At 71.6% G+C, this 12,619-nt stretch carries 13 protein-coding genes; 9 read left to right on the top strand and 4 right to left on the bottom strand.

All coding sequences use genetic code 11. The annotated features are described in order from the left end of the window. Window positions 1–26 precede the first annotated feature (26 nt). Window positions 27–782 carry a hypothetical protein gene (locus tag ACZ4UU_RS31545; RefSeq protein ID WP_471906792.1) on the bottom strand — a complete coding sequence of 252 codons (756 nt, stop codon included), beginning with the start codon at window positions 780–782 and terminating at the stop codon, window positions 27–29. Between the two features lie 59 nt (window positions 783–841). Here ACZ4UU_RS31545 and ACZ4UU_RS31540 point away from each other — a divergent pair, with 59 nt between their 5' ends. Further along, window positions 842–1,192 (top strand): DUF488 domain-containing protein, encoded by a 351-nt coding sequence (locus ACZ4UU_RS31540; protein ID WP_471906791.1) that lies wholly within the window; start codon window positions 842–844, stop codon window positions 1,190–1,192. A gap of 22 nt (window positions 1,193–1,214) precedes the next feature. On the opposite strand, the gene ACZ4UU_RS31535 is transcribed toward ACZ4UU_RS31540, so the two are convergent. Both ACZ4UU_RS31535 and ACZ4UU_RS31530 read right to left on the bottom strand, forming a co-directional pair. Continuing rightward, window positions 1,215–2,888: an FAD-binding dehydrogenase gene (locus ACZ4UU_RS31535; RefSeq protein WP_471906790.1), complete on the bottom strand. Its 1,674-nt coding sequence runs from the start codon at window positions 2,886–2,888 to the stop codon at window positions 1,215–1,217. Between the two features lie 16 nt (window positions 2,889–2,904). Continuing rightward, complete coding sequence (locus tag ACZ4UU_RS31530) at window positions 2,905–3,549, bottom strand: TetR/AcrR family transcriptional regulator (protein WP_471906789.1); 645 nt, start codon at window positions 3,547–3,549, stop codon at window positions 2,905–2,907. Window positions 3,550–3,679: 130 nt separating this feature from the next. Between ACZ4UU_RS31530 and ACZ4UU_RS31525 the strand changes: the two genes are divergently transcribed. From ACZ4UU_RS31525 to ACZ4UU_RS31510, 4 genes are all read left to right on the top strand, one after another. Continuing rightward, window positions 3,680–4,309, top strand: coding sequence for an alpha-ketoglutarate-dependent dioxygenase AlkB (locus ACZ4UU_RS31525; protein WP_471906788.1), 630 nt, complete (start codon window positions 3,680–3,682; stop codon window positions 4,307–4,309). A gap of 108 nt (window positions 4,310–4,417) precedes the next feature. Continuing rightward, a complete protein-coding gene (locus tag ACZ4UU_RS31520; protein ID WP_471906787.1) occupies window positions 4,418–5,629 on the top strand; it encodes an acyltransferase family protein in 1,212 nt (403 codons plus the stop codon). 49 nt (window positions 5,630–5,678) lie between these two features. Further along, complete coding sequence (locus ACZ4UU_RS31515; RefSeq protein ID WP_471906786.1) at window positions 5,679–6,425, top strand: MBL fold metallo-hydrolase; 747 nt, start codon at window positions 5,679–5,681, stop codon at window positions 6,423–6,425. 41 nt (window positions 6,426–6,466) lie between these two features. After that, window positions 6,467–7,699, top strand: coding sequence for a DUF4032 domain-containing protein (locus tag ACZ4UU_RS31510; protein WP_471906785.1), 1,233 nt, complete (start codon window positions 6,467–6,469; stop codon window positions 7,697–7,699). Between the two features lie 28 nt (window positions 7,700–7,727). Here ACZ4UU_RS31510 and ACZ4UU_RS31505 read toward each other — a convergent pair whose 3' ends face one another. Continuing rightward, complete coding sequence (locus ACZ4UU_RS31505) at window positions 7,728–8,600, bottom strand: universal stress protein (RefSeq protein ID WP_471906784.1); 873 nt, start codon at window positions 8,598–8,600, stop codon at window positions 7,728–7,730. Window positions 8,601–8,662: 62 nt separating this feature from the next. Here ACZ4UU_RS31505 and ACZ4UU_RS31500 point away from each other — a divergent pair, with 62 nt between their 5' ends. The 4 genes from ACZ4UU_RS31500 (at window position 8,663) to ACZ4UU_RS31485 (ending at window position 12,615) form a co-directional block, all read left to right on the top strand. Beyond that, window positions 8,663–9,019 (top strand): VOC family protein, encoded by a 357-nt coding sequence (locus tag ACZ4UU_RS31500; RefSeq protein WP_471906783.1) that lies wholly within the window; start codon window positions 8,663–8,665, stop codon window positions 9,017–9,019. 118 nt (window positions 9,020–9,137) lie between these two features. Continuing rightward, window positions 9,138–10,814: an NAD(P)/FAD-dependent oxidoreductase gene (locus ACZ4UU_RS31495; RefSeq protein WP_471906782.1), complete on the top strand. Its 1,677-nt coding sequence runs from the start codon at window positions 9,138–9,140 to the stop codon at window positions 10,812–10,814. Next, the gene (locus tag ACZ4UU_RS31490) at window positions 10,811–12,256 is read left to right on the top strand and encodes an ATP-binding protein (RefSeq protein WP_471906781.1); all 1,446 of its coding nucleotides are present in this window, start codon (window positions 10,811–10,813) and stop codon (window positions 12,254–12,256) included. Before ACZ4UU_RS31495 ends, ACZ4UU_RS31490 begins: the two co-directional genes overlap by 4 nt. After that, window positions 12,253–12,615 (top strand): UBP-type zinc finger domain-containing protein, encoded by a 363-nt coding sequence (locus ACZ4UU_RS31485; RefSeq protein WP_471906780.1) that lies wholly within the window; start codon window positions 12,253–12,255, stop codon window positions 12,613–12,615. The genes ACZ4UU_RS31490 and ACZ4UU_RS31485 overlap by 4 nt, the downstream gene beginning before the upstream one ends. Window positions 12,616–12,619 lie beyond the last annotated feature (4 nt).

The raw sequence follows: 12,619 nt of genomic DNA, 5'->3' as shown, positions 1-12,619 counted from the left end.
CGGATCCTAAGCGGTCGGGGGCGGTGTCAGCGGGCCAGGGAGTCGGCGTCGCCCATGACGACGACGGGATGCCGGTCGGGGTCGAGCGCCAGCAGCAGTTCCCGCATGTGCTCGCGCGCGATGCTGACGCAGCCCTGTGTGGGGCCGCCGTGGTCGACGTGCAGCCATATGCCGCCTCCGCGTCCGGCGCCGAGCGGGCGGGTCCAGTCGAGGGGGGTGGTGCCCGGCTGTCGGTTGTAGTCGATGGCGATGACGTAGTCGAAGGAACCGGCGAGGGGCTCGCCCTCGAAGCCGGTGCCGGTGGCGGTGAAGCCGACACCATGGTCGTACGGCAGCCTGGTGCCGGGGTCGCGGAGCAGACCCCCGGCGTCCGTGAGCGTGAAGACCCCGATGGGCGAACGCAGGTCACCGGCCCGGTGGTGGTCGGTCCAGCCGCGCCGCGCGTTGTGCGCGGGCCACTCGGCGCCGGCCTCCCAGCCGATGTCGCCGCGCTCGTACAGAACGACGGTGGACCGCGATGAGTTCCTGCCATTCCCGGTGACGACGACGGCCTGCCGGGCCTGCGCGGGCACGTCGCCCCAGGTCTTCGGGCCGAGGCCGGGCAGTTGCCGCGGGGCCGCCTCAAGCGCGACGTCGGGCATCGGGGTGGCGGTCGTGGCCGCGCCGGCCGTGGGCCCGCCGGTGTCCGGCGCGTGGTCCGGCATCGCCGTGGCGCCGCCGGCGCACCCGGTCAGCAGCAGGGCGGTGGCGAGCAGGGCGACACGGGACTTGTACGTGATCATGCGTCGACCTTGACCGACACTTGTGAGGAACTCGTCAGCTCCACCGGAAAGGCCCGGCCATGAGCGTCCGTATCCGTCGCGTCTACGAAGCACCCGAGCCCGAGGACGGCGTCCGTGTCCTCGTCGACCGGCTCTGGCCACGCGGTCTGTCGAAGGACACGGCCCGCGTGGACGAGTGGCCGAAGGGGCTCACCCCCTCCACGGAGCTGCGGCGCTGGTACCACGCGGGCGAGGGGTCGTACGAGGAGTTCGCCGAGCGTTACGAGGCGGAGCTGGCCGCCCCCGAGGCGGCCGAACTCGTCGATCGTGTGCGGGAGTTGGCGGGCAAGGGCACGGTGACCCTGCTGACCGCTTCGAAGTCCCCCGACGACAGCCACGCCGCGGTGCTGGCCCGTCTCCTGCAACCCTGAGGCGACGGGCCGTGCACTGGTCTCAGCCGGTCTGCCGTGCCGCGGCCCGTCCCGCCGTGCGGCCCGAGAAGAGGCAGCCGCCGAGGAAGGTGCCCTCCAGCGCGTTGTAGCCATGGACGCCTCCGCCGCCGAAGCCGGCGACCTCGCCGGCCGCGTACAGGCCGTCGATCGGCGTGCCGTCGGCGCCGAGCGCGCGGGAGTCGAGGTCGGTCTGGATGCCGCCGAGGGTCTTGCGGGTCAGGATGTGCAGCTTGACGCCGATGAGAGGGCCGGACGCGGGGTCGAGGATGCGGTGCGGGGTGGCGACGCGTCCGAGGCGGTCGCCGATGTAGCGGCGGGCGTTGCGGATGCCCTGGACCTGCGCGTCCTTGCTGTAGGGGTTGGCGATCTGGAGGTCGCGGGCCTCGATCTGGCGTCGGACCGCCTCGGCGTCGAGGAGCGGCTTGTCCGTCAACTGGTTCATCTTCTCGACCAGTTGCTCCAGGTTCGGGGCGGTCACGAAGTCGGCGCCGTTGCGCAGGAAGGCCGCCACCGGTCCCGGGGCGCCCTTGCCGAGCACCCGCTCCTTGAGGAAGCCGGTGCGGTCCTTGGCGGTGATGTCGGGGTTCTGCTCGGAGCCCGACAGCGCGAACTCCTTCTCGATGATCTTCTGGCTGAGGATGAACCAGGAGTGGTCGTACCCGGCGATGTCGGTGTCGGTGCGCAGGTGCCTGAGGGTGCCGAGGGTGTCGTAGCCGGGCAGGCAGGGGTCGGGCAGTCGGCGGCCGAGGGCGTCGAACCACATGGAGGACGGTCCGGGCAGGATGCGGATGCCGTGGCCGGGCCAGATCGGGTCCCAGTTCTGCAGGCCCTCGGTGTAGTGCCACATTCGGTCACGGTTGACCAGGCGTACGCCCGCCTCCGCGCTGATGTCGAGCATGCGGCCGTCGACGTAGGCGGGGACGCCGGTGACCATCTCGGTGGGCGGGGTGCCGAGCCGTTCGGGCCAGTAGCGGCGGACGATGTCGTGGTTGGCGCCGATGCCGCCGGTGGTGACGACGACGGCCTGGGCGGTCAGTTCGAACTCGCCGACGTGGTCGCGGTTGGAGGCGACGCCCCGGGCCGAGTGGTCGTCGGCCAGGACCGTGCCGCGTACACCGCGCGCCGCGCCCCCCTCGATGACGAGCTCGTCGACCTGGTGCCGGTGGTAGAAGGTGAGCAGCCCGTCGCGCGCGGCCTCCTTGGCGTACCTCACGAACGGTTCCACGACGCCGGTGCCGGTGCCCCAGGCGATGTGGAAGCGGGGGACGGAGTTGCCGTGGCCGTGGGCGCGCAGGTCGCCGCGCTCGGCCCAGCCGACCGTGGGCAGGAACTTGATGCCGTGGCCGTCGAGCCAGGCCCGCTTCTCGCCGGCCGCGAACTCGACGTAGGCGCGCGCCCAGCGCACCGCCCAGGAGTCCTCGTCGTCCACCCGGTCGAACTGCGCGCTGCCCTGCCAGTCGTTCCAGGCCAGGTCGAGGGAGTCCTTGATGCCCAGGCGCCGCTGCTCCGGGGAGTCGACGAGGAAGAGCCCGCCGAAGGACCAGAACGCCTGCCCGCCGAGGTTGGCGGCGTTCTCCTGGTCGACCAGTGCGACCCTGCGGCCCCGGCTGGTCAGTTCGCTCGCGGCGACCAGGCCCGCGAGTCCCGCTCCGACGACGATGACGTCGGCATCCATGGCGACCGTCCCTTCCTCATGTCCTCATGTGCGCTGATGCGGTGGTACCGCTGCCGTCGGTGAGCAGCGCGGTGAGCAGTTGCCCCAGCCAGGCCCGGGCGTGCTCGCCGTCCCGGTCCAGCAGCAGTTGGGTGGTGACGCCGTCGTAGGCGGCGACCACGGCGTGGGCGGCGCCGTCGATGTCGCCGAGCACGGCGGGCAGTGCGGTGTGTCCCCGTGCCCTGGCCAGCCGGTCGGCGATGGCGCCGCGCAGCCGGGCGCGGTGTTCCAGCAGGGCCTGTGCGACGGCGGGGTGGCGCGCGGCGTGCACCAGGAAGTCCGTCTTCACCAGCAGCCAGTCCCGGTCCAGCAGCAGCACCTCGGTGACCCGGTCCACGGCGGCGGGCACGTCCAGGTCCGGCCCGTCGAGGGCGAGGGCGCCGGCCACCTGCTCCGCGATCAGGTCGGCGCGCTGCCGGTAGAGGGCGAAGAACAGCTCGTCCAGGCTGTCGAAGTTGGAGTAGAAGGCGCCCCTGCTGTAGCCGGCGGCCTCGCAGACCTCCTCGATGGAGACGCGGCCGAACCCCTTGGCGGCGAACACGGCGAACGCGGCGTCGAGCAGGTTGGCGCGCGTGCGGACGCGGCGCTTGGTGACGCGCCCGGTCGTTTCCTTCACCGCCATGTCCCGCCTCCGTTCGATACGTGAATGTATCCGATACAGGAATGCATCCAAAGAGCCGGCCGGAAACCGGCGAGACGCCGACCGACAATCGGATAGGAACAGATTTTCGATTCTGGAGTACGCTGGGACCATGGCCACGCACCTCCAGGGCTCCCTGTTCGACCAGACGGACGAGCTGCGGCTCGGTGACCTCGCCGGGATGCGCCGTACACGGCTGGCCCACGGCGCCTGGATCGACGTGCTGCCCGGCTGGCTGAGCGGCGCCGACGTCCTGTTCGAACAGCTCGCCGCCGAGGTGTCCTGGCGTGCCGAGCGGCGCACGATGTACGACCACGTCGTCGACGTACCTCGACTGCTGTCCTTCTACGGCGCCGGCGACGCGCTCCCGCATCCCGTGCTCGCCGAGGCCCGCGACGCGCTGTCCACGCACTACGCCGAGGAACTCGGCGAGCCGTTCACGACGGCCGGGCTCTGCTACTACCGCGACGGCCGGGACAGTGTCGCCTGGCACGGGGACCGGATCGGGCGGGGCGCGCGGGAGGACACGATGGTCGCCATCCTCTCCGTGGGCGCGCCGCGGGATCTGCTGCTGCGCCCGGCGCGGGGCGGCGGCGAGACGGTGCGCCGCCCGCTGGGCCACGGCGACCTCATCGTGATGGGCGGCTCCTGCCAACGGACTTGGGAGCACTCGATCCCGAAGACCACACGCGCCACGGGACCACGCATCAGCGTGCAGTTCCGGCCGCACGGCGTGCACTGAGGCGGAGAGGCGGCCGCTTCGGGCGCGCGGGGGGCCTGCCTCCGGTGGACGGTGCCGGAGGCGGCCCTTCCTCTGGGCGAAGCCCTGCCCGGCGGCCACACTGTCCGCGTGAGCGTCGACACGCAGGTACCGGCCACCGCTCCCCGGCGTGGCGAACTGGACGCGCTGCGGGTCTTCGTCGTCCTGGGGCTGGTGTTCTTCCACTCCGCGCTGGTCTTCTCGCCGGACGACGACTTCTACGTCAAGGACGCGCGGACGACCGAGGCCGTCACCGTGCTCGCCGGGTTCGGGGTCGTGTGGGCGATGCCGATGCTGTTCCTCGTCGCCGGGCTGGGTTCCCGCTACTCGATCCGCCGCCGCGGTCCCGCCCGCTTCACCCGTGAACGGCTGCTGCGGCTGGGCGTTCCGCTGGTCTTCGCGACCGTCGTCCTGTGCCCGCTCCCCCAGTGGCTGCGGCTGCGGGCCGCCGACCCCGGCTACGACGAGTCGTACGGGCGTTTCTGGATGCGCTTCCTCACCGTCCGGCCGGACCCGGCCGACTTCCCGTTCGTCCTGGACGGGGAGCACTTCGAGACCGGTCATCTGTGGTTCGTCGTGCTGCTGCTCACCTTCAGCCTGCTGCTCGCCCCGGTCGCGGCACCGCTCGCGGCCTGTTCGGAGCGGCTGGGGCAGGCGGTGCGGCGGCGTCCTTCCCTGCTCCTCGCACCCCTCCTGCCGCTGGCCGCGATCAACGCGTTCCTGGGCATGGAGGAGGGCTTCGCGGGCTGGAACCGCTGGGCGTACCTGGTGTTCTTCGTCCTCGGGTACGTCCTCGCCGACGACGTACGTGTCCGCGATGCGTTGCGCCGGGTCGCCGTTCCCGTGGGTGTGGCCGGGCTGGTCCTGTTCGCGGGGTCCGCGCCCGGGTTCATGTCACTGGACGACCCGTTCACCGACGCAAGTCCGCTGGGCCTGGTGACGCGGGCCGTGTTCGGGGCGGCCGGGTGGTGCTGGGTCGCCGCGATCCTGGGGTTGCTGGACCGGCCGCGCGCAGGGCGCGAACGCCAGGACCAGCAGGGCGCGGGGCGGTCGCCGTCGCGCGCCATGGTGTACCTGGGGATCGCCGCCCTGCCCGTGTACGTGCTGCACCAGCCGGTCGTGGTCGCCCTCGCGTACGGCGTCGTCGGCTGGTCGGCGCCGATCGTGATCAAGTACGCCGCGATCGTGGCCGGTTCGCTGGTGGTGATCGTCGTCCTGTACGAGTGCCTGGTGCGCAGAACTCGGCTGACGCGGTTCCTGTTCGGGATGCGTCCCGACCCGCCGGTCACGCGCTTTCGGTGATCTGCTTTGCTGTGTCCGTCGGGCACGGACCTCACCACGCGGGACGATCATGCAAGCAGATGTGCGGCAAGTCGCGGACGGCACCTATCTGGTGCACGGCAGCAACACCAACTGGGTGATCCTGTCCGAGGGGGACTCGGTCACGCTGATCGACACCGGCTACCCCGGGGACCGGCCGAGGCTCCTCGCCTCGCTCGCCGAGGTGGGCAGTTCACCGGAGGCCGTCACGGCCGTGCTGATCACGCACGCGCACACGGACCACCTGGGCAACGCCGAGTACCTGAACGCCACGCACGGCACGCCGATATACCTGCACGAGGCCGAAGTGCCGCATGCGCGCCGGGAGTTCCTGCACCAGGTGAACGTCGGGACGGTCCTGAGGAACGGCTGGCGGCCCGGCGTCCTGCCCTGGGCGATCCACGCGATCCGCTCGGGCGGCACCGCGCACGTCCCGGTCACCGCGCCCGAGCCGTTCCCCTCGGCGGGCCCGCTGGACCTGCCCGGCCGTCCCGTCCCCGTGCACACCCCCGGCCACACCAACGGGCACTGCGCCTACCACCTGCCCGACGCCGGGGTGGTGATCGCGGGAGACGCCCTGGTGAGCGGGCATCCCACCTCGCGGATCAAGGGACCGCAGCTGCTGCCCGACATGTTCCACCGCGAGCGCGCACAGGCCGTGGCCTCGCTGGACGTACTCGAAGGCCTCAAGGGGGACGTACTGCTGCCCGGCCACGGTCCCCTGCACCGGGGATCCGTGCAGGAAGCTGCTCTTCAGGCGCGGGAGCGCGCACTTTAGGGTGAGGTGACGATCACCGGCGAGGCGAGGACGAACGGCCCATGGCACTGCAGATCAGCGCGACGAACCCGGAGCACCCCGCGCTCCTGCTGGAGCTGCCCTGGCAGCTGCCGCTGGAGCAGTGGCCGGACGACGTCCTCGTCCCGCTGCCGCGCGGTATATCCCGGCACGTGGTGCGCTACGCCCGGGCCGGCGACGAGGTGATCGCCGTCAAGGAGCTCGCCGAACGCCCGGCACTGCGCGAGTACGAGCTCCTGCGCGACCTGGACCGCATCGGCATCCCGTCGGTGGATCCGCTGGCCGTGGTCACCGGACGCGTCGACGGCGACGGCGGGCCGCTGGAGTCGGTCCTGGTGACCCGGCATCTGGGCGGCTCGATGCCGTACCGCTCGATGTTCGAGACGACGATGCGTCCCGCGACCATGCACCGGCTGATGGACGCGCTGGCCGTGCTGCTGGTCCGGCTCCACCTCGCCGGGTTCGCCTGGGGCGACTGCTCGCTGTCCAACACGCTGTTCCGGCGCGACGCGGGCGCCTACGCCGCGTATCTGGTGGACGCCGAGACGGGCGATCTGCACCCGCAGCTCAGCAACGGCCAGCGCGACTACGACCTGGACCTGGCCCGGGTGAACATCAGCGGCGAGCTGCTGGACCTGGAGGCGTCCGGGGCGCTGCACCCCTCGGTGGACCCGATCGAGTTCGGCACCGAGATCTGTGCCCGCTACCGGAGTCTGTGGGAGGAGCTGACCCGCACCTCGGTGTATCCGGCGGGCAAGTACCACTACATCGAGCGCCGGATCCGCCGGCTGAACGACCTCGGGTTCGACGTGGCCGAGATGCAGATCGAGCACGCCACCAACGGCGACACGGTCACGTTCGTGCCCAAGGTCGTGGACGCCGGGCACCACCAGCGTCAACTGCTGCGTCTGACGGGCCTGGACACCGAGGAGAACCAGGCCCGACGGCTGCTGAACGACCTGGAGAGCTGGATGGCCACCCAGGACGACTACGCCCCGGGTGACCCCCTCGGAGCCCGCCCCGAGGTCCTCGCCCACCGCTGGGTGCGGGACGTCTTCCGACCCACGGTGCGGGCCGTACCGCTGGAACTGCGCGGTTCGATGGACGCGGCCGAGATCTACCACGAGCTGCTCGAACACCGCTGGTACCTGTCCGAGCGGGCGCAGCACGACATCGACCTGGACACGGTGGTCGAGGACTACATCGAGAACATCCTGCCCAAGGCCCGGGAGACGCTTCAGCCGACGGCCGACTGAGCCGGCGGACCGGCTCGGTCGACCAGGCTCAGACCGGCGGTACGACCGCCACCGGGCAGGGCGCGTGGTGCAGGACGCCGTGCGCGACCGAACCGATCCGGGCGCCGACGGCCGTACGGCGGGCGCGCCGCCCGACGACCATCAGCTGGGCCCGTCCGACGACCGACAGCAGCACCTGCCCGGCGCTGCCCATCTCGACGTGCTCGACCACCTGGACGTCGGGGAAGCGCTCGCGCCACGGTCGCAGCGCCTCGCCCAGGGACCTCTTCTCGTAGGGCTCCAGCCCGCCGGCGTCGTCGAGGAGTTTCAGGGAGGCCGGGCTGTAGGCGAACAGCGGCGGCAGCGTCCAGGCCCGTACGGCGCGCACGGTCGCGCCGCGTGCCGCCGCCGTCTCGAACGCGAACCGCAGCGCGGCGGCGCTGTCGTCCGCGTCCCCGTGCTGGCCCACGACGATCTCGCGTCCGGCGGCCTCCGCGGACGCCTGGTCCCCGGCCCGGACCAGTACGACCGGACACCCCGCCCCGGCGATCACCTGCTGTCCGACGGAGCCCAGCAGGAACCCGACGACCGCGGCCTGGCCCCGCGACCCGAGCACCAGCATCTCGGCGTCCGCCCCGGCCGCGACCAGTGTGTCCACGGAGCCGTCGTCGATGACGTCGGTCGTCACCTCCATGCCCGGGTGCCGCTCGGTGACGGAGCGGACGGCCTCCGCGAGGCCCTCCCGCACCCACTGGACCTGGGTGTCCGGGTCCCCCGCGTCGATCGCCTCGTGCGACTGGAACCGCCAGGCGTGCACCACCCGCAGGGCCAGCCCCCGCCGGACCGCCTCCCGGGCCGCCCAGCCGAGAGCGGCGAGGCTCTCCTCGGAGCCGTCCACCCCTGCCGTGATCGGGCGCGTCATTCCGGCTGCCTCCTAGTGTCGTGGTCACGTCGTTCGGGCCCAGTCTTCACTACGCTGCGGCCATGGCTTTGCAGTGGGAGCAGGTGGTCGTCGACTCGGCCGACCCGGTGGCCCTGGGACGCTGGTGGGCCGAGGCGCTGGGCTGGGTCGTGCTGAACGACTCGGCCGAGGAATTCGAGATCCGGCCGGAACCGGACCGCCTGCCCGGCCTGATCTTCGGGCCGGTCCCGGAGGGCAAGACCGTGAAGAACCGCCTCCACCTCGACTTCCGCCCCGACGACCAGAACGCCGAGGTCACCCGCCTTCTCGCGCTCGGCGCGCACCACACCGACATCGGGCAGAGCGGCGACGAGCCGTGGGTGACGCTGACGGATCCCGAAGGCAACGAGTTCTGCGTGCTCGCCCCGCGTCGCGGCTGAAAGGCGTCGCCTCCCACGTACCCGAGCGAAGCGGGCGGATCGAACATACGATGGGCCGGAGTCGGCGCGGCGACGTGGAGACGCCGTGCCCTGGTACCGACCCCGGGGTGGGAGACGTATGGCACAGGCCGCCGACGCAGCGCGGACCGTCATCCTGACCGTGGACGACGACCCGGGCGTGTCCCGGGCGGTCGCCCGCGATCTGCGGCGGCGCTACGGCGCGTCCCACCGGATCGTGCGGGCGGAGTCCGGCGAGTCCGCGCTGGAGGCACTGCGCGAGCTGAAGCTGCGCGGCGATCTCGTGGCCGTGATCCTGGCCGACTACCGCATGCCGCAGATGAACGGCATCGAGTTCCTCGAACAGGCCCTGGACGTCTACCCGGGCGCGCGGCGGGTGCTGCTGACCGCGTACGCGGACACGAGCGCGGCGATCGACGCGATCAACGTCGTCGATCTCGATCATTATCTGCTCAAGCCGTGGGACCCGCCCGAGGAGAAGCTGTATCCGGTCCTGGACGATCTGCTGGAGGCGTGGCGGCGCAGCGACTACCGGCCGGTGCCCAGCACCAAGGTGGTCGGGCACCGGTGGTCGGCGCGGTCGTCGGAGGTGCGGGAGTTCCTCGCCCGCAACCAGGTGCCGTACCGCTGGTACTCGGCCGACGAACCCGAGGGTCAGCGGCTGCTGGCCGCCGCCGAGCAGGACGGAGAGCGGCTGCCGCTGGTGATCACGCCGGACGGCACACCCCTGGTGGCGCCCGAGGCACCCGAGCTGGCCGCGCAGGTCGGGCTCGCCACGACGCCGACGGCGGAGTTCTACGACCTCGTCGTCATCGGCGGCGGACCCGCGGGGCTCGGCGCGGCGGTGTACGGGGCGTCGGAGGGGCTGCGGACCGTGCTGGTGGAGCGGTCGGCGACGGGCGGGCAGGCCGGGCAGAGCTCCCGGATCGAGAACTACCTCGGCTTCCCGGACGGCGTGTCGGGCGCCCAGCTCACCGACCGGGCCCGCCGGCAGGCGGCGAAGTTCGGCGCCGAGATCCTCACCGCGCGCGAGGTGACGGCGCTGGAGGTCAGCGGCGCCGCCCGGGTCGTACGGTTCTCGGACGGCTCGGCGGTCGCCGCGCACAGCGTGATCCTGGCGACCGGCGTGTCGTACCGGCAGCTGGCCGCGCCCGGCTGCGACGACCTGACCGGCTGCGGGGTGTACTACGGGTCGGCGCTGACGGAGGCGCCCGCCTGCCAGGGGCAGGACGTGTACATCGTCGGCGGCGCCAACTCGGCGGGGCAGGCGGCGATGTATCTGTCGCGGGGCGCGAAGTCGGTGACGCTGCTGGTGCGCGGTGAGTCGCTGTCGGCGTCCATGTCGCACTACCTGATCCAGCAGATCGAGGAGGCGCCGAACATCTCGGTGCGCACCCGCACGGTCGTGGAGTCCGCCCACGGCTCCGGCCACCTGGAGCAGCTGACGCTGCGTGACGTGGACAGCGGGCGGACCGAACTGGTCGACGCGCAGTGGATGTTCGTGTTCATCGGCGCGGCCCCGCTGACCGACTGGCTGGACGCGACGGTGCTGCGGGACGAGCGCGGGTTCATCCTGGCCGGGCCCGACCTGACGGCCGACGGGCGGCCACCGGCCGGCTGGGAGCTGGACCGGCCGCCGTACCACCTGGAGACCAACGTCCCCGGCGTGTTCGTGGCGGGGGACGCGCGCGCCGAGTCCGCGAAGCGGGTCGCGTCCGCCGTAGGAGAGGGAGCCATGGCCGTGATGCTCGTCCACCGCTATCTGGAGCAGTCATGAGCGGGCAGTTGATGCCGTGCGACCCGCAGGAGATCGGAGCCCTGTTCCTGTTCGAGAAGCTCACGCCCGAGCAGCTCGGCAGGCTGTGCAGCGCGGGGCGGGTGGAGATGTTCGAGCCCGGCCCCGTGTACACCGAGGGTGATCCCGCGACCTGTTTCTATGTGATGGTCGAGGGCACCGTCGTGTTGTCCCGGCGGGTCGGCGGCGACGACGTGGAGGTCAACCGGACCTCCCAGCGCGGGGTGTACTCCGGGGCCTGGCAGGCCTATCTCGGGGACCGGGTTCCGCAGGTCTACAACAGCTCGATGCGGGTCACGGAGCCGACGCGGTTCTTCGTGCTGCCCGCCGAGACCTTCGCGGAGGTGATCCGCGAGTGGTTCCCGATGGCCCTGCATCTGCTGGAAGGTCTCTTCTTCGGTCAGAAGAGCACCGAGCTGGCCGTCAACCAGCGCGAACGGCTGCTGGCGCTGGGCTCGTTGTCCGCGGGGCTCACACACGAGCTCAACAACCCCGCGGCGGCGGCCGTCCGGGCCACCGCGACGCTGCGGGAGCGCGTCGGCAAGATGCGGCACAAGCTGGCGATCATCGCGCAGGGTTCGTACTCCCCCGAGGTCATGGCCAACCTCATAGACATCCAGGAGCGCACGGCCGAACGGGTCGCGAAGGCACCGACGTTGAGCCCGCTGGAGGCGTCGGACCGGGAGGACGCCGTCACGGACTGGCTGGACGACCACGACATCCAGGACGGCTGGCGGATCGCGCCCGCCTTCGTGCAGGCCGGTCTCGACGAGGACTGGCTGGACCAGGTCGCGGCGGCGGTGGACGAGGAGATCCTGCCGAGCGCGATCGGCTGGCTCAACTACACCGTCGAGACCGAGCTGTTGATGGACGAGATCAACGACTCGACCACCCGCATCTCCCATCTCGTCGACGCCGCCAAGCAGTACTCCCAGCTGGACCGCGCGCCCTTCCGCAACGCCGACGTGCACGAACTCCTCGACAGCACCCTGATGATGCTGTCGGCCAAGATCGGCCCGCAGATCAAGGTGGTCAAGGATTACGACCGTACGCTGCCGAAGATCCCGGCGTACCCGGCGGAACTCAACCAGGTGTGGACGAACCTGATCGACAACGCGGTCTCGGCCATCGACAGCGCGGGCGGCGAAGGGACGTTGACCGTGCGGACGGCCCTCGACCACGACCGGCTGCTGGTGGAGTTCCGGGACACGGGTGTGGGGATCCCGGCCGAGCACCGGGGGCGGATCTTCGATCCGTTCTTCACGACGAAGCCGGTGGGCGAGGGGACCGGGCTCGGTCTCGACATCTCCTGGCGGATCGTGGTCAACAAGCACCACGGGACCATCCAGGTGGAGTCGGAGCCGGGCGACACGCGTTTCCAGGTGCTGCTTCCGCTCACATCGGCCGAGGAGGAGTCCGCATGACCAGCGACCAGGGCGGCAAGGGGATCGACCCGAGCGTGCCGCCGAGCGGCAGCGGGTGCGTCGAGTGCGACGAGGTCGGCGGATGGTGGTTCCATCTGCGGCGGTGTGCGCAGTGCGGGCACGTGGGGTGTTGTGACAGTTCGCCCGCCCAGCACGCGACGGGGCATTTCCGGGAGACCGGGCATCCGTTCGTGCAGAGCTTCGAGCCGGGTGAGAGCTGGTACTGGGACTACGCGTCGAACGAGCTGTACGAGTCGGGGCCCGAGCTGGCCGCGCCGGTGAGCCATCCGGCCGAGCAGCCGGCACCGGGGCCTGCGGGGCGGGTGCCGGCCGACTGGGCGCAGACGTTGCGCGGCTGAGGTT

This window comes from Streptomyces sp. NPDC028907 (genome assembly GCF_055564995.1).
Note: the sequence above shows the minus strand (reverse complement) of the source record. Positions and strands in the feature narration are given on the sequence as shown.